General features: G+C 60.3%; 22 protein-coding genes and 1 pseudogene. 14 read left to right on the forward strand and 9 right to left on the reverse strand.

The features are described from left to right. Positions 1-104: 104 nt before the first annotated feature. From MFP24_RS11550 to MFP24_RS11565, 4 genes are read left to right on the forward strand one after another with little or no spacing between them, the layout of a single operon-like run. A complete protein-coding gene (locus MFP24_RS11550) occupies positions 105-1,733 on the forward strand; it encodes an ABC transporter substrate-binding protein (RefSeq protein WP_249230230.1) in 1,629 nt (542 codons plus the stop codon). Beyond that, the gene (locus tag MFP24_RS11555; protein ID WP_249230231.1) at positions 1,714-2,676 is read left to right on the forward strand and encodes an ABC transporter permease; all 963 of its coding nucleotides are present in this window, start codon (positions 1,714-1,716) and stop codon (positions 2,674-2,676) included. The genes MFP24_RS11550 and MFP24_RS11555 overlap by 20 nt, the downstream gene beginning before the upstream one ends. Continuing rightward, positions 2,666-3,526, forward strand: coding sequence for an ABC transporter permease (locus MFP24_RS11560; RefSeq protein WP_249230232.1), 861 nt, complete (start codon positions 2,666-2,668; stop codon positions 3,524-3,526). Before MFP24_RS11555 ends, MFP24_RS11560 begins: the two co-directional genes overlap by 11 nt. Next, positions 3,526-5,202 (forward strand): dipeptide ABC transporter ATP-binding protein, encoded by a 1,677-nt coding sequence (locus tag MFP24_RS11565; protein ID WP_249230233.1) that lies wholly within the window; start codon positions 3,526-3,528, stop codon positions 5,200-5,202. The genes MFP24_RS11560 and MFP24_RS11565 overlap by 1 nt, the downstream gene beginning before the upstream one ends. Here MFP24_RS11565 and rhaS read toward each other — a convergent pair. Continuing rightward, positions 5,199-6,056, reverse strand: a complete 858-nt coding sequence (gene rhaS, locus MFP24_RS11570; protein ID WP_249230234.1) for an HTH-type transcriptional activator RhaS — start codon at positions 6,054-6,056, stop codon at positions 5,199-5,201. The genes MFP24_RS11565 and rhaS overlap by 4 nt on opposite strands. A 246-nt stretch (positions 6,057-6,302) precedes the next feature. Between rhaS and rhaB the strand changes: the two genes are divergently transcribed. The 4 genes from rhaB to rhaM are packed head-to-tail and all read left to right on the forward strand — an operon-like array spanning position 6,303 to position 10,217. Next, on the forward strand, positions 6,303-7,787 hold the full coding sequence (gene rhaB, locus MFP24_RS11575) for a rhamnulokinase (protein WP_249230235.1): 1,485 nt from the start codon (positions 6,303-6,305) through the stop codon (positions 7,785-7,787). After that, positions 7,768-9,033, forward strand: coding sequence for an L-rhamnose isomerase (locus MFP24_RS11580; RefSeq protein ID WP_249230236.1), 1,266 nt, complete (start codon positions 7,768-7,770; stop codon positions 9,031-9,033). Before rhaB ends, MFP24_RS11580 begins: the two co-directional genes overlap by 20 nt. A gap of 4 nt (positions 9,034-9,037) precedes the next feature. Beyond that, positions 9,038-9,868, forward strand: coding sequence for a rhamnulose-1-phosphate aldolase (gene rhaD, locus MFP24_RS11585; RefSeq protein WP_249230237.1), 831 nt, complete (start codon positions 9,038-9,040; stop codon positions 9,866-9,868). 34 nt (positions 9,869-9,902) lie between these two features. Then, positions 9,903-10,217 (forward strand): L-rhamnose mutarotase, encoded by a 315-nt coding sequence (gene rhaM / locus MFP24_RS11590; protein ID WP_249230238.1) that lies wholly within the window; start codon positions 9,903-9,905, stop codon positions 10,215-10,217. A gap of 75 nt (positions 10,218-10,292) precedes the next feature. Here the strand turns inward: rhaM and MFP24_RS11595 are convergent, their stop codons facing one another. From MFP24_RS11595 to nikA, 6 genes are all read right to left on the reverse strand, one after another. Continuing rightward, positions 10,293-11,885, reverse strand: a complete 1,593-nt coding sequence (locus MFP24_RS11595) for a methyl-accepting chemotaxis protein (protein ID WP_249230239.1) — start codon at positions 11,883-11,885, stop codon at positions 10,293-10,295. A gap of 151 nt (positions 11,886-12,036) precedes the next feature. Then, positions 12,037-12,816, reverse strand: a complete 780-nt coding sequence (locus tag MFP24_RS11600; RefSeq protein ID WP_249230240.1) for an ABC transporter ATP-binding protein — start codon at positions 12,814-12,816, stop codon at positions 12,037-12,039. Continuing rightward, complete coding sequence (locus tag MFP24_RS11605; protein WP_249230241.1) at positions 12,800-13,660, reverse strand: ABC transporter ATP-binding protein; 861 nt, start codon at positions 13,658-13,660, stop codon at positions 12,800-12,802. The genes MFP24_RS11600 and MFP24_RS11605 overlap by 17 nt, the downstream gene beginning before the upstream one ends. Then, the gene (gene opp1C / locus MFP24_RS11610; RefSeq protein ID WP_249230242.1) at positions 13,657-14,487 is read right to left on the reverse strand and encodes a nickel/cobalt ABC transporter permease; all 831 of its coding nucleotides are present in this window, start codon (positions 14,485-14,487) and stop codon (positions 13,657-13,659) included. Before opp1C ends, MFP24_RS11605 begins: the two co-directional genes overlap by 4 nt. Before the next feature lies 1 nt (position 14,488). Continuing rightward, positions 14,489-15,421 carry a nickel/cobalt ABC transporter permease gene (opp1B, locus tag MFP24_RS11615; RefSeq protein ID WP_249230243.1) on the reverse strand — a complete coding sequence of 311 codons (933 nt, stop codon included), beginning with the start codon at positions 15,419-15,421 and terminating at the stop codon, positions 14,489-14,491. A 47-nt stretch (positions 15,422-15,468) separates the two neighbouring features. Further along, positions 15,469-17,070 (reverse strand): nickel ABC transporter substrate-binding protein, encoded by a 1,602-nt coding sequence (nikA, locus tag MFP24_RS11620; RefSeq protein ID WP_249230244.1) that lies wholly within the window; start codon positions 17,068-17,070, stop codon positions 15,469-15,471. A 327-nt stretch (positions 17,071-17,397) separates the two neighbouring features. Between nikA and MFP24_RS11625 the strand changes: the two genes are divergently transcribed. Continuing rightward, the gene (locus tag MFP24_RS11625; protein WP_249230245.1) at positions 17,398-17,901 is read left to right on the forward strand and encodes a GNAT family N-acetyltransferase; all 504 of its coding nucleotides are present in this window, start codon (positions 17,398-17,400) and stop codon (positions 17,899-17,901) included. A gap of 97 nt (positions 17,902-17,998) precedes the next feature. Here MFP24_RS11625 and rraB read toward each other — a convergent pair whose 3' ends face one another. After that, positions 17,999-18,415, reverse strand: a complete 417-nt coding sequence (gene rraB / locus MFP24_RS11630) for a ribonuclease E inhibitor RraB (RefSeq protein ID WP_249230246.1) — start codon at positions 18,413-18,415, stop codon at positions 17,999-18,001. 92 nt (positions 18,416-18,507) lie between these two features. Between rraB and argL the strand changes: the two are divergent. Both argL and argF read left to right on the forward strand, forming a co-directional pair. Next, a pseudogene (gene argL / locus MFP24_RS24400) lies at positions 18,508-18,555 on the forward strand (putative translational regulatory protein ArgL); the annotation flags it as partial. 22 nt (positions 18,556-18,577) lie between these two features. Then, positions 18,578-19,585 (forward strand): ornithine carbamoyltransferase, encoded by a 1,008-nt coding sequence (gene argF / locus MFP24_RS11635; protein WP_249230247.1) that lies wholly within the window; start codon positions 18,578-18,580, stop codon positions 19,583-19,585. Between the two features lie 513 nt (positions 19,586-20,098). Here the strand turns inward: argF and MFP24_RS11640 are convergent. Continuing rightward, on the reverse strand, positions 20,099-20,566 hold the full coding sequence (locus MFP24_RS11640; RefSeq protein WP_249230248.1) for a NanQ anomerase/TabA/YiaL family protein: 468 nt from the start codon (positions 20,564-20,566) through the stop codon (positions 20,099-20,101). 619 nt (positions 20,567-21,185) lie between these two features. On the opposite strand from MFP24_RS11640, the gene pyrB reads away from it, so the two are divergent. The 3 genes from pyrB (at position 21,186) to ridA (ending at position 23,090) form a co-directional block, all read left to right on the forward strand. Beyond that, entirely contained in the window at positions 21,186-22,121 is a 936-nt protein-coding gene (gene pyrB, locus MFP24_RS11645) for an aspartate carbamoyltransferase (protein WP_249230249.1), read from the forward strand. Positions 22,122-22,136: 15 nt separating this feature from the next. Then, positions 22,137-22,601 (forward strand): aspartate carbamoyltransferase regulatory subunit, encoded by a 465-nt coding sequence (gene pyrI / locus MFP24_RS11650; RefSeq protein ID WP_009114621.1) that lies wholly within the window; start codon positions 22,137-22,139, stop codon positions 22,599-22,601. A 102-nt stretch (positions 22,602-22,703) separates the two neighbouring features. Continuing rightward, entirely contained in the window at positions 22,704-23,090 is a 387-nt protein-coding gene (gene ridA, locus MFP24_RS11655) for a 2-iminobutanoate/2-iminopropanoate deaminase (RefSeq protein WP_249230250.1), read from the forward strand. The last annotated feature ends 335 nt before the right edge of the window (positions 23,091-23,425 follow it).

Genomic DNA, 23,425 nt, shown 5'->3' on the forward strand with positions numbered 1-23,425 from the left:
TTTTTTGCATTAAAAAGTATTTTTTGTGCTTTTACTCCTTGACGCGACCTCCCTACATTTACAACACATAAAATGGGTTAACGTAAATTTCAAGGACTCAGGGAATGGAAAAAAAATCATCAGCAGCGCGGTTTCCATCGGCTAAACTTCTCACCGCAGGCGCTTTATCCCTGCTTTTTGCCTTCAGCCCCAGCGCATGGAGCGCCGACAATAGCGAAAAACCGGTTCAGGGCGGCATACTCAACGTCGGTCTGGGTAGCGATACCCCAACCATCGATCCCCACACCACCGCCTATTCCGTCGCCGCGGTGGTCACGCGCAACGTTCTCGACTCGCTGGTCGGCCAGGCCGAGGACAACAGCTTTACCCCCTGGTTGGCGGAGCGCTGGGAAATCAGCGACGATCGCAAGGTCTACACTTTCCATTTGCGCAAGGATGTGACCTTCAGCGACGGCACCAAGCTGGACGCGGCGGCGGTGAAATACAACTTCGACCGCATTCTGGATCCGAAGACCATCTCCCCGTACTCCAAATCGTTGCTGGGACCGGTCGAGGCCGTCGAAACCCCGGACGAGCACACGGTGGTTTTGCGCTACAAGGAAGCGTTCGCGCCGCTGTTGCAGGGGCTGAGCCTGCCCTACCTGGGCATTCAGTCGCCGACCTACCTGAAGAACACTCCCAACACCAGCAACACCGTGGTGGGCTCCGGTCCGTTTATTCTCGACTCATTCGTGAAAGGTAGCGGCAGCAAGCTAAGCAAGCGCGCCGATTATAATTGGGGGCCGGGCTACGCCACCCATCAGGGTCCGGCTTATCTGGACGGCATCGAATTCAAGTTCCTGCCGGAAGCCGCGGTGCGGCTGGGCGCGCTCAACAGCGGACAGGTTCATGCCATCGACGCCATTCCGCCGGTCAACCACGCGCAGGTGCTTAAAAACGGCAAATTGCAGGTAGTCTCCTACGAAAACCCCGGCGTCAACCGCGTGCTCTACCTCAACATTGCGCAGGGACCCTTCCAGGACGTCAAGGTGCGCCAGGCGTTCCAAAGCTCGGTGGACGGCCCGGCGGCGGTCAAGGCTACCTTCTTCGGCACGCTGAAAGCGGCGGACAACGTTCTCGGCCCCTCCACGCTGTACTATGATCCAGCCATCGCCTCCACCTGGGGATTCGATACGAATAAGGCCAATCGCCTGCTGGATGAGGCCGGCTGGTCGACGAAGGACGCCCAGGGCTACCGCACCAAAGACGGCAAACGCCTGACCGCGCGCTTCATTTACGTCCCCAACAATGTGGAATCGGCCGATGTAGCCCTGTTTCAGGCGGTACAGTTCCAGGTCAAACAGACCGGGTTCGATCTCAAGCTCGATCCGGTGGATTCGGGCATCTTCTCCAGCCGCACCGCCTCCAGCGACTACGACATCGCCTCCAACTTCTTCGTGCGTCCCGAGCCGGACATTCTGCGCACCGTATTCCACTCCGCCTACATCCCGCCGCAGGGCAACAACCACGCCCGCGTAAACACGCAGGACGACAAACTGATCCGCGCGGTGGGCGCCGGCGACGAGGAACGCAAGCGCCTGTACCATGAAGTGCAGCGTGAAGTGATCGAACAGGCCTACGTGGTGCCGCTGTACGTCCCGGCATACCAGTTGGGGCTGTCGAAGAACGTGCATGGCGTCAACTGGGCCACCAACGCCAAACCGAACTTCTACGATGCCTGGATTAGCCGCTAACCTACGCGCCGCCGGCAAACGCCTGTTCACCATCGTCGCCGTGCTGTGGGGCGCGGCGACGCTGTCGTTCATCGCCGTCAAGCTGATTCCGGGCGATCCGGTGTCGATTATTATCGGCGGCGGCGACGCCGTGGTGGACGAGGCGTTCCGCGCCGAGCTGGTGCAACAGTTCGGCCTCGACCAGCCGCTGTGGATGCAATACCTGCGCTACTGCGGGCAGGCGCTGAGCGGCGATCTCGGCGACAGCTACCAGTTTCGTCAGCCGGTGGCGACGGTGATCGCCGGCGCACTGAAGGAAACCGTGCCGCTGGCGCTCAGCGCGCTACTGCTGGCCCTGACTCTGGCGATCGTCAACGCGCTGGCCACCGCCGGGCGGCAGCACCGCCTGCGCCGCCTGCTCTCCGGACTGGAACTGATCCTGCTCAGCACCCCGGTGTACTGGATCGGCATCCTGCTGCTCACCCTATTCAGCTTCAAGCTCCAGTGGTTCCCGATTACCGGCAACGACGGCATCGCCGCGCTGGTGCTGCCGGTGATCACCCTGAGCCTGCCGCTAATGGCGGTGTTCAGCCAGGTGCTGCGGGACGGCCTGGAAGAGGCGCTGTCGCAGCCCTTCGCTCTTACGGTGCGTACGCGCGGCGTCGGCGAGACCGCGCTGCGCCTGCGTCACGCCCTGCGCCACGGCGCGCTGGCGATCTCCACGCTGACCGGCACGCTGCTGGCCGGCGTGCTGGGCGGTTCGATCCTGACGGAGACGGTATTCGGGCGCGCCGGCATCGGCCAGATTACCCTGCTGGCCATCGAAAACCGCGACATGCCGCTGGTGCTGGGGCTGGTGATGTTCTCAGCCTTTCTGTTCGTGGCGATCAATCTGCTGATCGACGCGCTGTACCTGCTGATCGATCCGCGCCTGAGGAAAAAGGAGTTGCCCCATGAGCAGTGATCCCGTGCTGCTGCCGCGCAGGCCGGCGCCGGTTTACCGTAATCCCTGGCTGGCGCCGGGCACGCTGCTGCCGGCGCTGATCGTCGCGCTGCTGGTGCTGGCGGTGTTCTTTCCGACGCTATTTACCCGCTACACCCCGAACGACATGGACTTCGCAGCGGTGTTGCAGCCCCCGGGCCCGCACCACTGGTTCGGCACCGATCAGCTTGGCCGCGACGTGTTCGCCCGCGTGGTCCACGGCACCTCGCTGTCGCTGACCATCGGCGTCGGCGCCACCCTGCTCGCCTGCACGGGCGGCATCCTGCTGGGAACGGCGGCGGCGCTGGCGCCGCGGGCGCTGCGTCAGCTGCTGGTGCGCCTGCTGGACATCCTGCTTGCCTTTCCCGACCTGCTGCTGGCGCTGCTGGCCATCGCCGTGCTGGGACGCGGCCCTGAGAATACGCTGCTGGCCGTCGGGCTGGCCGGCATCGCGGGCTACGCCCGGCTGGTGCGCTCGCAGGTATTGCAGGTCAAGCTGTCCGGCTACGTCGAGCACGCCGTTGCGCTGGGAGAATCGCCGCTTTACATCATTCTGCGTCACATCGTTCCCAACACCGTGCGTCCGCTGCTGATCCTGGCGACCATCGGCATCGGTCAGGCGGTGCTGGCTGCCTCCGCGCTGAGCTTCCTGGGGCTGGGCGTGACGCCGCCCACCGCGGAGTGGGGAGCGCTGCTGTCCGACGGCCGCAACTTTCTGGACAGCGCGCCCTGGGTCAGCCTGCTGCCGGCCAGCATGATCGCCCTGTCCGTCATCTCCATCACCCTGCTGGGACGCCGGTTGCAATCCATCGTGGCAAAAGGCGGCGCATAATGACTTCCCAAACAAAGCAACACCCCGCGCAACCGCTGCTGCGGGTGGAGGGTCTGCACGTTAGCTTTCCCTCTCCACACGGTCCGGTGGAGTCGGTGAAAAACCTTGGTTTTCAGGTTAATCCCGGTGAAATTCTGGCGCTGGTCGGTGAATCGGGTTCCGGGAAATCGGTTACCGCGCGCGCGCTGGTCGGCCTGGCGGGCGAACATGCCGACGTGCGCGCCGACGCCCTCGATCTGCTGCGTCATGACGGCAGTCGCTGCGACCTGCGCGACCTGACCGATCGCGACTGGCGGGGCATCCGCGGCCGCGAGATCGGCTTTATCCTGCAGGATGCGCTGGTCTCCCTCGATCCGCTACGCAGGATCGGCCAGGAAGTGGCGGAGCCGATCCTCACCCATCGGCTGGCGCCGCGCTCGGCGGTCGCCGGACGGGTGGCGGCGCTGCTGGAACAGGCGGGCATTCCCGACCCGGCCAACCGCGCCGCCCAGTATCCCCATGAACTCTCCGGCGGCCTGCGCCAGCGGGCGCTTATCGCTTCCGCGCTGGCGGGCGGTCCGCAGCTATTGATTGCCGACGAGCCTACCACCGCGCTGGACGCCACGGTGCAGAAGCAGGTGCTGACGGTGTTTACCGCCCTGGCGCAGGCCGGCCACGGCGTGCTGCTGATCACCCACGATCTGGCGGTGGTCTCGCAGGTGGCGGACCGGGTGATCGTCATGCAGAAAGGCGAACTGGTGGAGTCCGGCTTGGCCCGCCAGGTGCTTTCCGCGCCGCAGCACCCTTATACCCGCCGCCTGCTGGCGGCGATCCCCACCGCGGCCACGCGCGGCAACTGGCTGGCGGGCGAGAATCCGCTGCGCGATCTGCCCGCCGGGGTCTTGTCGTCGCTCAGCGCGCACGACGAAACGGTTTCGGAGGTGGCGCTGAAGGCGGATCGGGTATCGGTCTCCTTTACCCGCCCTGACGGCAGCCGGATGCATGCCGTCAATCAGGTATCGCTGGAAGTAAAACGCGGTGAAACGCTGGGCATCGTCGGCGAGTCCGGTTCGGGCAAAACCACCCTGGGGAAAGTCATTCTGGCGTTGCGGAAACCGGACAGCGGCGAGGTATGGCTGGCGGATAATCCCTGGAGCGCGCTGCCGGAGCGTGAACGCCGCCCGCTGCGCGCCCGAATCCAGACCATCACCCAGGATCCGCTCGGTTCGTTCGATCCGCAATTCACCGTGGCGCAGATCCTCCAGCAGCCGCTGCGTTTACGCCGCGATCTCAGCCAGGCGGATCGGCAACGGCGCATCCTCACCCTGCTGACGCTGGTCGGACTGACGCCGGACCTGCTGGCGCGCCGCCCGACCGCGCTCTCCGGCGGTCAGCGGCAGCGGGTCTCCATCGCTCAGGCGCTGGCCTCGGAGCCGGATCTGCTGATCTGCGACGAGCCGGTTTCCGCGCTGGACGTCACCACTCAGGCGCAGGTGCTGGATCTGCTGGTGGCGCTACAGCGTCAGCTGCGGCTCACCATGCTGTTTATCTCCCACGATCTCGGCGTGGTGCAGCATATGAGCCATCGCATCGCGGTGATGAAAGACGGCGAAATCGTCGAAACCGGCGACGTGGAGCAGATCTTCAACCAGCCGCAGCATCCTTATACGCGGCTGCTGCTGTCGACGGTGAATTAATCCGCGGGGTGATTGTGGTTCTCATCGGGAAACGTCTGCTGGCGCAGCGACTTGGGCGCCAGCGAAAAGGCTTTGCGAAACTGGGTGGAGAAATGGTTGCTGTCGCTAAATCCGCAGGCATGGGCGATGGCGGTGATCGAATCATCGCTTTGCTGCAACCGCCGGCGGGCCTCCAGCAGCCGCAGACGATTGAGATAGCGCTGCGGCGTCATGCCGGTATGCTGTTTTAGCTGCCGGTGCAGCGTGCGCAACGGCAAAGCGAACTGCGCGGCCAATACCTCCCAGTCTATCTCTTCGGTGTAGTTGTTCTGCAGCCACCCCAGCAGGGCCTGAATCCCCTGGCGGTGACTGCCCCGCGCCTGGGTCTGAAAACAGTGTTGCCGCAGGTCCACCAGCATCTGTAAAAACAGGCTTTCGCTGGCGGCGATATCCTCCGCCGTTGAACTGCGCGCCAGATTGGTCATGATGGCGATACGCTGCTTCAACTGCTGCATGGCGGCTTGATTCAGCTGCCACTGTCCCTGCCACTCGCCGTCGGGGCCGTAAGGCAGAAACGCGGTAATATCGGAAAGGAAACGAAAATCGCGCGGGGAGCGGTACAGCACGTTGGTCAGGCAAAGTCCGTCAACGTTTTCAAACAGATGGCGATCGTTATCGCGCACAAAGAACACCGTGCCGCGGCACAGGGCGTAGGGCTGGTCGTTAAATACGTGTACGCCGGCCCCCTGCTCCACCAGCACAATTTCCCAGAAATCATGGTAGTGCTCAGGAAAAGCCACCTGCGGCGTACGCGGCTCCACCGCCACGGTCACCGCCCGCGAAGCAAAAAATTCATCACCACGTAGTTGCGTCATTTCAGTTGTTACTCCAGCCAGACACTCGCCAACCCGTTACTCAATAGTAGCCATTCGCCGCATGGCGAACCTTAAAATATCCCTGTCGGATCACAATAGCATCCCCGTAATCTTCGGGATTGTGAGCCAATTCACAGCCAGCTTTGTCGTTTTGCCAGTCCCCCCCGTCAAATGGCACTCACCGAAAGGTTGCGCACGCGGCGAATCCTTACACTCGTTCTCATCGAACAGAAAGGGGATACGGCTATGGCGGTGAAGAATATCGTGGCGGTGGATCTCGGCGCCTCGAGCGGGCGGGTGATGCTGGCCACGTTTCAGACCACGACGCAGCATCTGGCGTTGAAGGAAATTCACCGCTTCAGTAATCAGCTGATTTTACAGGACAACCATTACGTCTGGGATCTGCCCGCGCTGGAACAGGCGATCCTCACCGGTTTGCACCGGATAGACGATATGGGGATCCGCCCCGACAGTATCGGCATCGACACCTGGGGCGTGGATTACGTGCTGCTGGATAAAGCCGGCTCGCTGGTCGGCCTGCCCTACTCCTATCGCGACCACCGTACCGACGGCGTGATGCCGCACGTCATCGCCGAACTGGGACGGGAAAATATTTATCGGCGCACCGGCATCCAGTTTCTGCCGTTCAATACCCTTTATCAGCTCAAGGCGCTGCGCGACCGGCATCCCGAATACCTGGAGCAGGTGGAGCATCTGCTGCTGATCCCGGACTATCTGCACTACCGCCTGACCGGGAAGATCACCAGTGAATACACCAACGCCACCACGACGCAGCTATTCAACCTGACCGAGCAGGACTGGGATGCGTCGCTGCTGGCGTATCTGGGGGTCCCGCGGCGCTGGTTTAGCCGCCCGGTGCAATCCGGCCACCCTATCGGACAATGGACGGCTCCCAGCGGGCGGCGGATTCCGGTTACCGCCGTCGCCACCCACGACACCGCCAGCGCGGTGGCCGCCGCGCCGCTGGATGATGAAAACAGCGCCTACCTCAGTTCCGGCACCTGGTCGCTGATCGGCATCGAGAGCGCCGTCCCCTATAACAACGCCCAGGCGCTGGCCGCCAATATCACCAACGAAGGCGGCATCGACGGCACCTTTCGGGTGCTGAAAAACATTATGGGGCTGTGGCTGCTCCAGCGCGTCTGCCGGGAGCAGGGCATTCAGAATCTGAACGCGCTGATTGGCCAGGCGGCGCAACTGCCGGAATTTACCAGCCTGATCAATCCCAACGATGCGCGTTTTATCAACCCGCCGTCCATGAGCGAGGAAATCCGCGCCTTTTGCCGCCAGCACCGGCAGCCGGCGCCGCAGAGCGGCGCCGAACTGGCGCGCTGCATCTTCGACAGCCTGGCCCTGCTTTATCACCAGGCGATTGAGGAGATCGGCGCGCTGCGCCAGTCGCCGGTGCGGCAGCTGCATATCGTCGGCGGCGGCAGCCAGAACGCGTTTCTCAACCAGCTCTGCGCCGACGTGTGCCAGATCCCGGTCCTGGCGGGACCGGTGGAAGCCTCCACGCTCGGCAATATCGGCTGTCAGCTGCTGGCGCTGAACGCCGTCGCCGATTTGCGCCAATTTCGCCGTTTGTTAACCGAGAACTTTCCGCTGCACCGCTACACCCCACGTTCAGATATTGATTTTACCGGGCATCGTCGTCGCTTCCTGACGCTGTGCCGGACCAACGAGGAGCCGTATGAACAACACTGCAATTGAAACCGCCTGGCATCTGGCGAAGACGCGTTATGCCGGTATAAATGTCGATGTGGATAGCGTACTGGAGCAGTTGGACCAGATTCCCGTGTCCATGCACTGCTGGCAAGGCGACGACGTCGCCGGATTCGAAAATGCCGCCGGCGAGCTGACCGGCGGCATTCAGGCCACCGGCAGCTACCCCGGCAAGGCGCGCAACGCCGACGAACTGCGCGCCGATCTGGAGCAGGCATTCACCCTGATCCCCGGCCCCAAACGGCTGAACCTGCACGCCATTTATCTGGAGTCGCCGAGCGCCGTGCCGCGCAACGCCATCGAACCCCAACACTTCGCCAACTGGGTGGCCTGGGCCAAAACCCACCGCCTGGGGCTGGACTTTAACCCGACCTGCTTTTCCCATCCGCTCAGCGGCGACGGTTTTACCCTTTCCCACCCGGATGAAAAGGTCCGCCGCTTCTGGATTGAACACTGCCAGGCCAGCCGCCGCATCTCCGCCTACTTTGGCCGCGAGCTGGGTACGCCGTCGGTGATGAATATCTGGGTGCCGGACGGTATGAAAGATCTCACCGTGGACCGTCTGGCCTTCCGCCAGCGTTTGCTGCACGCGCTGGACGAGGTGATTGCCGAACCTCTCGACCCGGCGCATCACATCGACGCCGTAGAGAGCAAACTGTTCGGGCTGGGGGCGGAAAGCTTTACCGTCGGCTCCAACGAATTCTATCTGGGCTACGCCGCCAGCCGCGGCACCGCCCTCTGTCTGGACGCCGGCCATTTCCACCCCACCGAGGTGATTTCCGACAAGATTTCCAGCGCCATACTCTACGTTCCCCGCCTGCTGCTGCACGTCAGCCGCCCGGTGCGCTGGGACAGCGATCACGTGGTGCTGCTGGATGATGAAACACAGGCCATCGCCCATGAGATCGTGCGCCATCGCCTGCTTGATCGCGTGCATATCGGGCTGGATTTCTTCGATGCGTCCATCAACCGTATCGCCGCCTGGGCGATCGGCACCCGCAACATGAAAAAAGCCCTGCTGCGCGCCCTGCTGGAACCGACCGACACGCTGCGCCGGCTGGAGCAGGAAGGCGACTACACCGCCCGCCTGGCCCTGCTGGAAGAACAAAAATCCCTGCCGTGGCAGGCCGTCTGGGAACAATACTGCCAGCGCCACGATGTCGCGCCGGGCGGCGAGTGGCTGCAACACGTGCGCCAGTATGAACAAACCATCCTCAATCAACGTCAAGGGTAAGATTATGCAAGCGATTCACGCCTCCTGGTTCGTCCGGGGAATGATTAAAGCCACCAGCGATATGTGGCTCAAAGGGTGGGATGAGCGCAACGGCGGCAACGTCAGCCTGCGCCTGACGGCCGAGGACGTTACGCCCTATGAGAGCGACTTTTACCCGCAGCCGCGCCATGAAGCCTTGACTCAGGCCATGCCCGAACTGGCGGACAGCTGGTTTATCGTTACCGGGTCGGGTAAGTTTTTCCGCAATGTGCAACTGGACCCGGCGGATTCGCTGGTGCTGCTGCAGGTGGACCCTGACGGCAAGGGCTATCGTATTTTCTGGGGGCTGACCGGAGGAGGATTGCCCACCTCGGAGCTGGCGTCGCATTTCCAGTCGCACATCGTACGTATGGACGTTACGCAGGGGCGCGATCGGGTGATTATGCACTGCCACGCCACCAACCTCATCGCCCTCAGCTACGTGCTGGAATTGAACAGCCCGGTATTTACCCGCGAGCTGTGGGAGGGCAGCACCGAATGCCTGGTGGTGTTCCCCGACGGCGTCGGCATCGTGCCCTGGATGGTGCCGGGCACCGACGCCATCGGCACCGCCACCGCCGAACAGATGCAGCGCCACTCGCTGGTGCTGTGGCCGTTCCACGGCATCTTCGGCAGCGGTCCGACGCTGGATGAAACCTTCGGCCTGATCGATACCGCCGAAAAATCGGCGGAAGTGATGGTGAAAGTCAGATCGATGGGCGGCAAGAAACAGACCATTTCCACCGAAGAGCTTATCGCCCTGGGCCAACGCTTCGGCGTAACGCCGATGGAAGCCGCGCTGCGCGTGGCGCCGTAAAGCCCGGCGGCATTGACGTACAGGAGCGCGCGCCATGTTGCGTAAAGCATTTGTGATGTCCGTTTTTCCCGGCCGCCACGCCGAGTACCGGCAGCGGCACAACCCTGTCTGGCCGGAGCTGGCCGCGGTGCTGAAAGCCCACGGCGCGCATCGCTACAGCATCTTTCTGGACAAACGGCGTAATCTATTGTTCGGCTACGTTGAAATCGAGTCCGAAGCGCGCTGGAACGCCGTGGCGCAGACGGAGGTATGTCGGCGCTGGTGGCGATATATGACCGAGGTGATGCCCGCCAATGCGGACAACAGCCCGGTCAGCGACGAACTTGAATCGGTTTTTTATCTGGAATAGCAATTGACACCGCACCTTCAAGGTCGGCTGCCCGACCGGGAAGAGTGCGGTTTTCCATCCGGCGCCGCAAGCGCGCTACTGCGCCGTCGCAGGCAGATAGCCGGCGGTCTCGCGATAACCGGCGGATTCGTGATAACCGACGGGCTCGTTGACGTGGAACTTATCCACCGTGCGCGACAGCTCCTGCGCCTGATCGCTCAGCGACTTCGCCGCCGCCAGCGCCTGTTGCACCAGCGCCGCGTTCTGCTCGGTGCTCTGATCCATCTGGGAAACCGCCAGATTCACCTGCTCAATCCCCGCGCTCTGTTCCGAGCTGGCCGAACTGATCTCGCCCACCATGGTGGTGACGCGCTGCACGCTCTCGACGATCTCGCTCATGGTATCGCCGGCGCGCTTCACCAGTTCCGTACCCTCGCCGACTTTGGATACCGAGTCGTCGATCAGGTTTTTGATCTCTTTCGCCGCCGACGCGGAGCGCTGCGCCAGCGTACGCACTTCGCTCGCCACCACCGCGAAGCCCCGGCCTTGTTCGCCCGCGCGCGCCGCTTCCACCGCCGCGTTCAACGCCAGAATATTGGTCTGAAACGCAATGCCGTTGATCACGCCGGTGATGTCCACTATCTTGCGCGAGGAGACGTCGATGGAGTCCATGGTATCCACCACCTGCTTCACCACCGAGCCGCCGCGCAGCGCCACGTCCGAGGCGGACACCGCCAGTTCGTTGGCGTGGCGCGCGTTCTCGGCGTTCTGCTGTACGGTCGCCGTCAGCTCCTCCATCGCCGCCGCCGTCTGCTCCAGCGCGCTGGCCTGCGATTCGGTGCGCGACGACAGGTCTTCGTTGCCGGTGGCGATTTGCTGCGAGGCGGTGGCGATGGAGTTGGTGCTGCCGCGCACCTGGCTCACCAGATGCGAGAGGTTATCGCGCATGGCGCGGATGGCATACAGGATGCTGGTCTGGTCGCCGGCGCGGGTCTGTACGTCCACCACCAGATTGCCGTCGGCGATCTGCCTGACCACCTCGACCGCGTACTGCGGCTCGCCGCCCAGCTGGCGCAGCAGCGTGCGCAGCATGTTCCACGCCAGCGTAGAAATCACCAGCAGCAACGCCACGCCGATAGACAGCAGGATAATGGCGTTGCGCCAGAAAGCCTGCTGGATATCATCGATATAGTCGCCATAGCCGATGGTCCAGTCCCAGGGTTCGAATTTGATAATCGCGTACAGCTTCTCAACGGTATCCGTGGCCCCCGGACGCGTGCCGTGGGCTATCACCTCGCCGATGACGTTACCCTGCAAGGCCGCGCGATAACGCTCTCCGGCCTCTTTGCCGCCCTTGGCGTCGACGATGCCCACCCGCTTGGGATTGGGATGGACGTAGTTGATATCGTTGGTGAAGCCGCGCACGAAGAAATAGCGATCGCCCTGATGAAAGCTGCTGATGGCCCGTTTGGCCTCGGCCTGCGCCGCTTCAGACGACAACTGGCCCGCCTTTTCAAGATCGTAGGCCTTCTGCGCGGCGGCGTGGGCCAGCTCCACCAGGGTCGAAAGCTGACCGACGCGCTCTTTCATCATCGACTGGTATAGCGTGTTCAACGCCACCGCCGACAGTATAATTAATCCCAACAGCGTGGTACCGCACAGCAGTATAATGCGTGTTTGCAATTTCATAGCGTCTACTCCCTGGCACTTTTCGGATTATTCTTAGGGTAAAAATTGCACTATACATTATGGCTTTACGTTACACCATAGCTGCCGGGGGCTAAAACAAGGCGGGCGTTGCCGCCGGGACGATCCACCGATTTTTCCGCCGCCCGGCGACTTAAAACGCCATCACCGCCTGTAACAGATGCCGGGCGTAAGGGTGCCGTACCTGCCCCAGCGTCGTCATATCATCGACCCGTTCAATCACCCGCCCCTGCTGAAGAAAAATGACCCGCTGACACAGATAGGTAATCGCCGTCAGATCGTGGCTGATAAACAGATAGGTCAGCCCCAGTTGCCGGCGCAGGTCCGCCAGCAAATCGAGGATCTGCACCTGCACGGTGACATCCAGCGCGCTGACCGCCTCGTCCAGCACCATAAAATCCGGCTTGCCGGCAATGGCGCGGGCGATGCAGACACGCTGCATTTGTCCGCCGCTGAGCTGATGCGGGAAACGCTCGCACACCTCCTCCGTCAGCCCGACCTGATCCAGCAGCCCGACCACCTGCCGCCGCACCTCGTCGCGCCGGACGCCGCCGCGCACCAGCAACGGCTCGGACAGGATATGCAGCACGTTCATAAAGGGATTGGCCGACGAGGTATAATCCTGAAAAACCGCGCTGACGCGCAGCGGTTTTTTGCCGCGCGGTCGCCAGAAGCGCAGCGGCGCATACAGCGGCCGGCCGCCCAGTTTGACCTGCCCGCTTTTCGGCGCTTCCAGCCCCAGCAAAATGCGCCCCAGGGTGCTTTTGCCGCTGCCGCTCTCGCCGATAATCCCCAGGCATTCCCCCGCCCGCACGTCGAACGACACGCCGTGCAGCACCGGCTGCCATGCGGCGGCGCCGTCCTGGGCGCGGTAGCCATGATGCACGTTGTCCACTTCAACCAATATGCTCACCGACTTTCTCCTGACTCACGTCTTCCGGCCCCTGGCGCGGCGGATTGACCAATATCTGATAACGCTGCTGCAACGCCTGGCGCGACGCCACCAGAAAGCGGGTATGCTGATGTTGAGGCTGGCGCAGCACCTGCCGTACATCGCCCTGCTCCACCGCCCGGCCCTGATGCATCACCAGCACCCGGTCGGCAATGCGGTTTACCACGCCGAAATCGTGGGAAATAAATATCATGGTGGTGCCCAGGCGTTCACGTATCGCGCGGAACTCCTCCATAATGTCGTACTGGGTTACCGAGTCGAGCGCGGTGGTGGGCTCATCGGCAATCAGCAGCTGCGGCTCCAGCGCCAGCGCAATGGCGATCATGATCCGCTGCAGCATGCCGCCGCTGATCTGGCTGGGGTATTTATCAAACAGCAGCGTCACGTCGCGCAGCCGGACGCGCCGCATCATCTCCAGCGCCATCGCGCGCGCGTCGCGCCGATTCAGCGGCAGATGCGCGCGGAAGGTCTCAACCATCTGACTGCCGAGGGTCTGCAAGGGATCGAAGGCGCTCATCGGATGCTGCAGGATCATACCGATGGTTTTACCCCGCAGACGGCGCATCGCTTCCGCGTCCTGCGCCAGCAGATCCGCGCCATCCAGCCAGGCCAGCCCCGAGCGGGTAAACTGTCCGCCCAGCAGCCCCATCAGCGCGCGGCAGGTCAGGCTTTTGCCGCTGCCGCTTTCGCCGACGATGCCCAGACAGGCGCGGCGCGGCAGGGTAAACGAAATATCATGCAGCAGATCGCGTCCCCCGGACGCCAGCCCGACCCGCAAATTTTCCACCCGTAATAGATCGCTCATCGGTGAGACTCCCTTGGGTCCAGCGCATCGCGCAGACAGTCGCCCAGCAGATTAAACGCCGCCACCACCACCAGAATCGCCAGCCCCGGCGCCAGCATTTGCGTCGGGTGGCTCATCATCACTTTCTGCGCTTCGCTCAGCATCGTGCCCCACTCGGCCGTCGGCGCCTGTACGCCCAGCCCGAGGAACGACAGCGCGGAAATATTCAGGATCACCCAGCCGGTATCCAGCGTCGCCAGCACCACGATCTCCGCCAGCGCATTCGGCAACAGGTGGCGCCGCAGAATAAACCCCAGCGGGGTGCCGCTGGCCCGCGAAAACAGGATATAGTTTTTCTGGCTGTGTTTGATCACGATCCCGCGGATCATGCGGGTATACCACGCCCACTTCACCAGAATATTGGCCAGGATCACGTTAAAGATCCCCACGCCGAGGATGCCGACGATCGCCAGGATCATGATCTGGCTGGGAAACGACAGCATAACATCGCAGCAGCGCATCATAATCTCATCCAGCCGCCCGCGAAAATAGCCGGATAAAAAACCGAACAGGCAGCCGATCGCGATGGTGATCGCCATGGTGAGCAGCGCCAGAAAAAGCGTGGTGCGCACGCCAAACATCAGGCGCGATAACACACAGCGTCCGAGATGATCGGAACCCAGCGGGAAACGCGCGCCGAAGTCGGCGTATTTGCGGGCGATATTGATTTTATTGGGATCGTTGGGCGCCAGCCACGGGGCGAAAATACCGATGGCCACCACCACCGCGAGCATCAACAGGCAGAGCAGCGCGACCTTATCGCGCAACAGTTTGTGCGAAAACAGCATACTATCCCTCTTGCCGCAGAGCGGGGTCCATCCAGCGCTGAATGATATCCACCAACAGATTGCAGATCACAAACAGCACGCCCATCATCAGGATATAAGCCTGAATCACCGGATAATCGCGGTTGAAAATAGCCGAAATGCATAACCGCCCCACCCCCGGCCAGGCAAAGATATTTTCGATAATCACCGTTCCGGCCAGCAGTTGCGGAATGCTCATCCCCAGCGCGGTAATACTGCTGTGCAGCGAGTTTTTCAGTACGTGGCGCAGGATGATGCTTTTTTCCGTCAGCCCGCGGGCCCGCGCGTAATACACATAGTACTGCTGCATATTTTCCAGCATATTGTTGCGGATCAGGCGGATATAAATCGCCACGTAAACCATGGACAGGGTGACGGCGGGCAGAATGATATGTGAAAAGGTGCCGCTGCCGCTGGTGGGCAGCAAATCCCATGACAGCGCAAACCACCAGATAAGCAGCAGCCCCAGCCAATAGCTGGGCATCGCCGTTCCCAGAAACACCAGCGTGCGCACCAGACGATCGAAAACGCTGTCTTTAAACACCGCGCTCAACACCCCCAGCGGCACGCTGACGCACAGGATAATGGCCAGCGCCAGCGCGGCCAACGCCAGCGTCGCCGGCAGACAGCGGGCGATCTCGTCCAGCACCAGACGGTTGTTGACGTAGGAATAGCCAAAATCCAGCCGCACGGCGTCATACAGCCAGTTGAGATAGCGCAGCAGGAAGGGGCGATCCAGCCCCAGCTGCAGGCGCATCTGCGCGATGGACTCCGGCGTCGGGATGATCTCATTCACCCGCAGGGCGACTTCCGCCGGGTCCGCCGGCACCAGATTCAACAGCAAAAAAGAGAGGAACGAGATCCCCAGCAAAATCGGCAACGTCAGCAGCAAACGGCGACAGAGATATCTTTTCACACGGCAACCTATACTTTCACTGGCTTGTCAGACCGCTTACCCGCCGGTTAATCGCGATACATGCGATCAAACGGGATCTCAAACTGCGACGGATTGAAATCCACGCCTTGCAGGCTCTTCACATACACCGCCCGGTTACGTTCATAGGTCAGCGGAATATAAACCGCTTCTTCATGCAAGGTGGTCAGCACATAGCGGTATAATTCCTGGCGCTCCTTTTCATCGGTGGTGACCAGCGCGTGCGCAATGCTGCCGTCGATCCGCTTTTTCTGCGCCAGCCCCTGCTGGGCCGCGTAGTCGCCGTAGACCGGCAGTTTCATGCCGGAGAGGAATGACTGCGGATCGTAAGGCGTGCCCCAGGAAATATTGAACACGATATCGAAGCTGCCGGCTTTCTGCCGGTCGCGATAAGCCTGTTCCTCTTCGCCATACAGCCTGAGCTCGATGCCCAGCTCGGCGAACTCGCTTTGCAGATACTCGGCGATGACTTTCTGCGAGGCGGTGTTGCTGTCGTAATAAATGCCGATGGATAACGGCTTGCCCTCTTTCTGGCGCCAGGCCCACCCGCTTTTCTGCCGCCAGCCCGCCGCATCCAGCAGCTTTTTAGCCTGCTCAAGGTCGTAGGCGTAGGGTTGCAGATCGATATTGCTGTACGGCACGTTTTTCGCCAGCAGGGTATCCGCCGGCACTTCGCTGCCGTTAAAAATCCCTTCGGCGATATCGACTTTATTCACCGCGTGCTGCAACGCCTGACGCACGCGCACATCTTTCAGGTTTTCCGACGTCGTATTAATCAACAGCATGCGGGTCGAAACCGGCTCGGATAGTTGCGTAGCGAATTTTTTATCTTTACCCAGCTGGGCGAACGCATCGGCATCGATCATGTTTTTACCGTAGATCAGCTCGATCTCCCCTTTCTGCAAGGCCAGCAAACGGGTTTGCGTATCGGGAATAACCTTCATCACCACTTTTTCCAGCTTCGGCTTTTCGCCCCAGTAGAGCGGATTGAGGGTGAATATCGCGTACTCGTCGGTTTTATGCTCGCTCAGCACGTAAGGGCCGGTGCCGATATAGCCGTTAACCCCCTGCTTCGTTCCCCCCTCTTTCATGGCGGCGGGTGAAATAAAGCGCATCGGCCGGGTAACCGCCAGCTCGATCAGGAAAGGGTAATAGGGCTCTTTCAACGTAAAGCGCAGGCGGCGTTCATCCAGCGCTTCCACCTTGTCGATGATGCGCACCATCTCCAGCCAGCCATGCCGTTCGCGGTTAGCCAGTATCGCATCAATGTTCTGTTTCGCCGTTTGGGCGTTGAACGCCGTCCCGTCGCTGAATTTCACATCTGAACGCAGTATAAAGGTATACACCTTGCCGTCCGCCGAGGTTTCCCATTTTTCGGCCAGCCAGGGCTCAATGCCCTGCGGCGTCACTTTCACCAGCGATTCATACAGCATGTTCTGCGCCCAGATCTCGCCGGAGTAGATATGCGGGTTGAGATCGCGGGTGTCGCGGAAATTGGCGAAGGTCAGGGATTGGGGCTGCTGAGCGCCAAGCGGCGCGGCGGCCAGGGAAGAGAGGCAGAGCAACAATGAGGTAAAGAGCCGGCGGGATTGGCGTTTTCCGCCATAAACAGCATCTTTCAATTCAGGCATAGTAATAATCCGTTTACCAAAAAAGCGCCGAAGCGCAAAAAAGTAATGTAAAACCGCCCGCTATTTTACCGGCGATCGCCCAAATAATACTCATTATCGTTTTTGAAATTATGACTTGGCGCAGAGAAATCGCCGGAATTGATGCCCGCCCGGGGGCCTGAGCGAACATAACGGATTAACGTAACCGCAACGCATATAGCCGCAGCGCAATACCGGGATCAGGCGGGTAATTGCGGCGACTACATTTCATTACGGCGTAAAATGGTATTACAATCGGGCCGAAACCGTTTCGATTTCCCAATGGCACGAAAAGCAAGAGCGAACACCATGACAACCGCAATCCCCGTCGACCTTTTGATGCGCCCGATCACCGCGCAAGACAACGCCGCCATCGCCCGCGTTATCCGCCGTGTTTCCGCCGAATTCGGTTTGACGGCCGACAAAGGCTACACGGTATCCGACCCCGACCTGGACCACCTGTTTGAGCTGTATAATCGGCCGGACAGCGCCTATTGGGTGATTGAGCACCTGGGGGAAGTCGTCGGCGGCGGAGGCATCGCGCCGTTGACGTCGGGCGATGAGGACGTGTGCGAATTACAGAAAATGTATTTTCTGCCGATTCTGCGCGGCAGAGGACTGGCCAGGCAGTTAGCCATACAGGCGCTGGATTTCGCCCGCCGGCGGGGTTTTCGCCGCTGCTATCTGGAAACCACCGGCCACCTGACCAGCGCCATCCGGCTGTATGAATCACTGGGGTTTGAACATATTCCCCATTCCATGGGCCATACCGGCCATACCGATTGCGAAGTGACCATGCTGAAAGTGCTGTAATCAGCGGCCGGCTTTGCGACCGCGCCGGGAGGGAAGCGCCGCCGCCGGCCGCGGGCGGTTTCACCCCCGCGGCGTTGCATAAGGCGGAACGCGGCGATTAATGACGTTTTCCGTCGTCATCTTCGTCGTAGAAATCCTCGTCGGTCCCTTCTTCGCCGTCGGGATCCTCAAAATAGGTGCCCCAGCCGTCATAGTTGACGCCATAACGCTCGGCCAGCGTCAAAAGCTGTTCCACCTGCGAGTCGATCAGCTCCGCATTCAACGCCACTTCGCTGATGGCGTCGCAGCACATCAGTAAAATCCCGTCTTCCACTTCAAGCTCTTCCGCATCCGTCACTTCGTAACCCAGTTTGAACGCTTCCACGGCGACCTTTTCCAGCACCTCGAACTTCTCGGCGGAGAAATGGTGCTCGATGGTATAGAGCGCATCCGGGTCGCTGCCGTCATCCAGCAGTTCTTCGATGATCAGGCGCGTCTCTTCACGTTGTTCTTCCAGCAATTCGCGGTTAGCCATGCCTCTATCCTCATTAATCGGCGTAATATTGCGCCATTCTCCCACAGCGTCGCGGCCGTCTCCACCATAAAGTTTGCCGCCGACACTTGAAATTGAATAATTACACATATAAAGTGAATTTTAATTCAACATCTAGCGTTGAGCCGCATGGAGATATGCCTCATGAACCCGTTTTACAAGCGTCATTTTTTAAGATTAATGGATTTTACGCCGGTAGAAATTACCGCGCTGTTAGCCCTGTCGGCGCAGCTGAAAGCCGATAAAAAAAGCGGCGCCGAAGTCCGCCGCCTGTCGGGCAAAAATATCGCACTCATCTTCGAAAAAGATTCGACCCGCACTCGTTGCTCTTTCGAAGTTGCTGCGTACGACCAGGGGGCGCAGGTGACCTACCTGGCGCCCAGCGGCAGTCAAATCGGGCATAAGGAATCCATCAAGGATACCGCGCGCGTTCTGGGCCGCATGTACGACGGCATCCAGTATCGCGGCTACGGTCAGCGGATCGTGGAAACGCTGGCGCAGTATGCCGGCGTTCCGGTGTGGAACGGGCTGACGGACGAATTCCACCCGACGCAGCTGCTGGCGGATTTACTGACCATGCAGGAGCATTCACCCGCCAGGGCGCTGTCCTCCATTAAGCTCGCCTATGTGGGCGACGCCCGCAACAATATGGGCAATACCATGCTGGAGGCGGCCGCCCTCACCGGGCTGGATTTGCGGCTGGTGGCGCCCGAAGCCTGCTGGCCGGAAGCGGGACTGGTGGCGGAATGCCAGGCGGCGGCCAAACGGACCGGCGGCAGCATTACGCTGACGGAGGATATCGCCGCGGGCGTGGCGGGGGTCGACTATATCTATAGCGACGTGTGGGTCTCCATGGGCGAACCCAAGGAGACCTGGCAAGAGCGCATTACGCTGCTGAAACCTTATCAGGTGAATATGGCGATGATCGCCGCCACCGGTAATCCCCAGGTGAAATTCCTGCACTGCCTGCCGGCGTTCCATGACGACCAGACCACGCTCGGCAGACAGATGGCCGAGCAGTACGGACTACAGGGCGGAATGGAAGTCACGGACGAGGTGTTCGAGTCCGCGCACAGCATCGTATTCGATCAGGCGGAAAACCGCATGCACACCATTAAAGCGGTGATGGTGGCGACGCTAAGCCAGGATTAGCGCGCCCCGGCCTCCTCCCCTTCGCCGGCTGTCTCTATACACAAATCCAAGGAACCTCTAGAGGCCATGTGTCTTCTGGTCTTGGGTTCATTCTTGGTTCTTTGTTTTTTGCTTTTCGTCGGCGTAAGAAATCACGCTGAGGTGGACGACCCCGCGAATGCGCCGCAGGGAAGCGGCGCAAGCCAGTGCCGCGTCGGACAAAAACGCGGGGAGCGTTTTTGAACAGCACTTGTGCTGGCCCGTTAGGGCGAGTCCCATGGATGGGACGAGTATTCCGCGTCACTGGCGGTTCGGGAAAGGGGGCGACCGCCGAAGGCATCGCGTCAGCGACGTGATTTCAGCCACAGCCTGGGTCCGGAGGGTGGTGGCGCTTGAACCACCCTGCGTCGGGCGCGTGCTGCGACATAGCAGAGAAATGACGGCCTTCTAGCGCACGAAATAACGCTGAACTCACATATAACGTTAACAGTATATGTGACTAAGAGACAGCCTTCGCCGGGAAGGAGAAAACAGTCAGCGCACCAGCGACGCGTCGATTTTCACCACCGCCTTGCGCACCGGCGCGGGCTCACCCACGGCGCACAGCGGCTTGTGTACTTCGCCGGGGAAAAAGACCACGAAGTCTCCCGGTTGTATCACCAGCTGTTTTTCCTGCTCGCCCGCCGGTAAAAAGGCGATATCTTTATCCGCCAGCCAGTCGACGTCCGCTTTACCCGCCGGCAGGTTGCTGAACGTCATCCCTTCCACGCCCGCCAGCACAATCTGAATATCCAGATATTTGCCGTGGTACTCGGCGCGGCGCTGTTCCAGCGCCTCGGTGCTGTCGTTGGAAATCAGCACGAAGGCGTTATCGCCGTCGATATCATGCCTGCCCAGCGGCGTATCCGCCGTAATGTTGCGCTTAACGTACTCGATGGCGTCGCGCAGTTTCGCGGGCAGATAAGGAACCAGTTCAAGATGGTGGATATTGCCAGTGATCATGATTATCCCCGTTTTAGAATGAAACCGTGTTTTATAAACCCTAATCGTACCCAAGGTTATACGCTGCAAACCCGTTGCCCGCCAGTGCGTTATCCTGAAAAGGTGAGCTGGATTTTATGAGAGCGTTGACAAAGCTATGGGTAACAGCGACTCCAAATCCGTCATTCCTGCGTAGGCAGGAATCTTCCTGACATCAACGCATTAGCTGAAAGCAGATCCCCGCCTGCGCGGGGATGACTATAGCGGAGTGGGTTCGTCAGCAGTCTGTGGATTTTATGCTGTTATTCTGCCGCCACTTAGCGCAGGGGCTACTCATTTCGCAATCGATTGCCATGAGTAAAAAATCATCTTTTCCGCTTGAATTAGCGTCATCGGCGCGTATAATTTCCGACAATTTGCCGGGAGGGAACATGCACTGCTGCATAACGAAAAAACCCGCTGACTATGCTGGTTATCAACCGCAACTGCCATCCGGCAGGCAGCCGGCGTTTTCCTTTCCGTTGCTTGACCGATCGTTGATGAAAAGCCCCTCGATGAGGGGCTTTTTTTTGCCTGTCGTTTATGGCGAACCAGACAACAGCGCCGTTTACCGGACCTAACCGTGGGGAGAAAAACAAAAATGGTCAATCCGCTTTATCAAAAACACGTCATTTCAATTAACGACCTCAGCCGAGAGGAGCTGGAGCTGGCATTGCGGGTGGCCGCCAGCCTGAAAGCCAACCCACAGCCGGAGCTGTTAAAGCACAAAGTGATTGCCAGCTGTTTTTTCGAGGCCTCGACGCGCACGCGCCTGTCCTTTGAAACCGCGATGCACCGGCTGGGGGCTTCGGTGGTGGGTTTTGCCGACAGCAGCAACACCTCGCTGGGCAAGAAAGGCGAAACGCTGGCCGACACCATCTCGGTTATCAGCCAGTATGTGGACGCCATCGTCATGCGCCACCCGCAGGAGGGGGCATCCCGCCTCGCCGCCGAATTTTCCTCCGGCGTGCCGGTGCTTAACGCCGGCGACGGCGCCAACCAGCACCCGTCGCAAACGCTGCTCGACCTGTTTACCATTCAGGAAACCCAGGGCCGCCTGAGCAATATCAATATCGCCATGGTGGGCGACCTGAAATACGGCCGTACCGTGCACTCGCTCACCCAGGCGCTGGCGAAATTCGACGGCAACCGCTTTTATTTTATCGCTCCGGATGCGCTGGCGATGCCGGACTATATCCTGACCATGCTGGAAGAAAAAAATATTCCCTACAGCCTGCACAACGGCATTGAGGAGGTCGTCTCCGACCTCGACATTCTGTATATGACGCGGGTGCAGAAAGAGCGGCTGGACCCGTCGGAATATATCAACATCAAATCGCAGTTCGTGCTGCGCGCCGCCGACCTGCACAGCGCGCGCGATAACCTGAAAGTGCTGCATCCGCTGCCGCGCATCGACGAAATCACCATCGATGTGGATAAAACCCCCTACGCTTACTATTTCCAGCAGGCGGGAAACGGCATTTACGCCCGTCAGGCTTTGCTGGCGCTGGTACTGAATCGAGAACTGGTTGCGTAAGAGAGAGGAATAGTCATGACTCACGATAATAAATTACAGGTAGAAGCCATCCGGCGCGGCACGGTTATCGATCATATTCCCGCCCAGGTGGGTTTTAAGCTGCTGACCCTGTTCAAGCTGACCGCCACGGACCAGCGCGTGACCATCGGGCTGAATCTGCCCTCCAACCAGCTCGGCCGCAAGGATCTGATCAAAATCGAGAATGTGTTCCTCACCGAGCAGCAGGCGAATCAGCTGGCGATGTATGCGCCGCAGGCCACCGTAAACCAGATTGACGACTACGACGTGGTGCGTAAGCTGGCGCCGACGCTGCCCGACCATATCGACGACGTATTAACCTGCCCCAACAGCAACTGCATCAGCCGCAGCGAGCCGGTGTCATCCTCGTTCAGCGTCAAACAGCGTGAAGGCGACGTGCATCTGAAATGCAAATACTGCGAAAAAGAGTTCGAGCGCCGCGCCGTTCTGCAGGATCGCTAGACAGGCTTTCTTTCATCGCCCCGCTTACGGCCATTGCCTGACGCGGGGCTTTTTTGAATAATGGCGTCGTCAGTATCCTTTTACCCCCAATCAGGAGATATCATGTCACGCTCTATCAGCACCGAACAGGCTCCGGCCGCCATCGGCCCTTACGTACAAGGCGTCGATCTCGGCAGCCTTATCTTCACCTCCGGCCAGATCCCGGTTGACCCGCAAACCGGTCTGGTCGCCGATGACATTACCGCCCAGACGCGCCAGTCGCTGAGTAATGTGCAAGCCATTGTGGAAGCCGCCGGTCTGAAGGTTTCCGATATTGTGAAAACCACGGTATTCGTTAAAGACCTGAACGATTTCACCACCCTCAATGCGGCCTATGAAGCCTTCTTTACCGAGCACAACGCCCCTTTCCCGGCGCGCTCCTGCGTGGAAGTGGCGCGCCTGCCCAAAGACGTGAAAATCGAGATTGAAGCGATCGCCGTACGCCGCTAAGTCCGGTTAGCGGTCATAAACCTCAATAGACGCGCCGTTCGGCTGCGTCTTTTTTATGGCGGGCTATCCTTGCCCGCCACCCTTACGGGCCGTCGCTGGAAGCGACGTTTAAAATTTCTCCCGGAAATTTTTTATGGCGGGCTATCCTTGCCCGCCACCCTTACGGGCCGTCGCTGGGAGCGACGTTTAAAATTTCTCCCGGAAATTTTTTATGGCACGCCATATCCCTGGCCGCCGTAAGCGACGATTTTTTATCCGCCGGCGAGCCGCCACGGTGCAGGCCCCAAGGCGTCGCCCCAATAGAGTGCGACATTTTGCGCCAAATGATGGCGCGG

The organism is Brenneria tiliae (assembly GCF_023347575.1).
In the GTDB taxonomy this organism is placed as follows: domain Bacteria; phylum Pseudomonadota; class Gammaproteobacteria; order Enterobacterales; family Enterobacteriaceae; genus Brenneria; species Brenneria corticis.

Coding starts and splice junctions, on each gene's coding strand:
- pyrB (WP_249230249.1), top strand. CDS start 21,186: ATGGTCAATCCGCTTTATCAAAAACACGTCATTTCAATTAACGACCTC.
- pyrI (WP_009114621.1), top strand. CDS start 22,137: ATGACTCACGATAATAAATTACAGGTAGAAGCCATCCGGCGCGGCACG.
- rhaS (WP_249230234.1), bottom strand. CDS start 6,056: ATGACGCAACTACGTGGTGATGAATTTTTTGCTTCGCGGGCGGTGACC.
- opp1C (WP_249230242.1), bottom strand. CDS start 14,487: ATGCTGTTTTCGCACAAACTGTTGCGCGATAAGGTCGCGCTGCTCTGC.
- MFP24_RS11595 (WP_249230239.1), bottom strand. CDS start 11,885: ATGAAATTGCAAACACGCATTATACTGCTGTGCGGTACCACGCTGTTG.
- ridA (WP_249230250.1), top strand. CDS start 22,704: ATGTCACGCTCTATCAGCACCGAACAGGCTCCGGCCGCCATCGGCCCT.
- rhaM (WP_249230238.1), top strand. CDS start 9,903: ATGTTGCGTAAAGCATTTGTGATGTCCGTTTTTCCCGGCCGCCACGCC.
- MFP24_RS11560 (WP_249230232.1), top strand. CDS start 2,666: ATGAGCAGTGATCCCGTGCTGCTGCCGCGCAGGCCGGCGCCGGTTTAC.
- nikA (WP_249230244.1), bottom strand. CDS start 17,070: ATGCCTGAATTGAAAGATGCTGTTTATGGCGGAAAACGCCAATCCCGC.
- argF (WP_249230247.1), top strand. CDS start 18,578: ATGAACCCGTTTTACAAGCGTCATTTTTTAAGATTAATGGATTTTACG.
- rhaD (WP_249230237.1), top strand. CDS start 9,038: ATGCAAGCGATTCACGCCTCCTGGTTCGTCCGGGGAATGATTAAAGCC.
- MFP24_RS11640 (WP_249230248.1), bottom strand. CDS start 20,566: ATGATCACTGGCAATATCCACCATCTTGAACTGGTTCCTTATCTGCCC.
- MFP24_RS11625 (WP_249230245.1), top strand. CDS start 17,398: ATGACAACCGCAATCCCCGTCGACCTTTTGATGCGCCCGATCACCGCG.
- MFP24_RS11605 (WP_249230241.1), bottom strand. CDS start 13,660: ATGAGCGATCTATTACGGGTGGAAAATTTGCGGGTCGGGCTGGCGTCC.
- MFP24_RS11565 (WP_249230233.1), top strand. CDS start 3,526: ATGACTTCCCAAACAAAGCAACACCCCGCGCAACCGCTGCTGCGGGTG.
- rhaB (WP_249230235.1), top strand. CDS start 6,303: ATGGCGGTGAAGAATATCGTGGCGGTGGATCTCGGCGCCTCGAGCGGG.
- MFP24_RS11555 (WP_249230231.1), top strand. CDS start 1,714: ATGCCTGGATTAGCCGCTAACCTACGCGCCGCCGGCAAACGCCTGTTC.
- MFP24_RS11580 (WP_249230236.1), top strand. CDS start 7,768: ATGAACAACACTGCAATTGAAACCGCCTGGCATCTGGCGAAGACGCGT.
- rraB (WP_249230246.1), bottom strand. CDS start 18,415: ATGGCTAACCGCGAATTGCTGGAAGAACAACGTGAAGAGACGCGCCTG.
- MFP24_RS11550 (WP_249230230.1), top strand. CDS start 105: ATGGAAAAAAAATCATCAGCAGCGCGGTTTCCATCGGCTAAACTTCTC.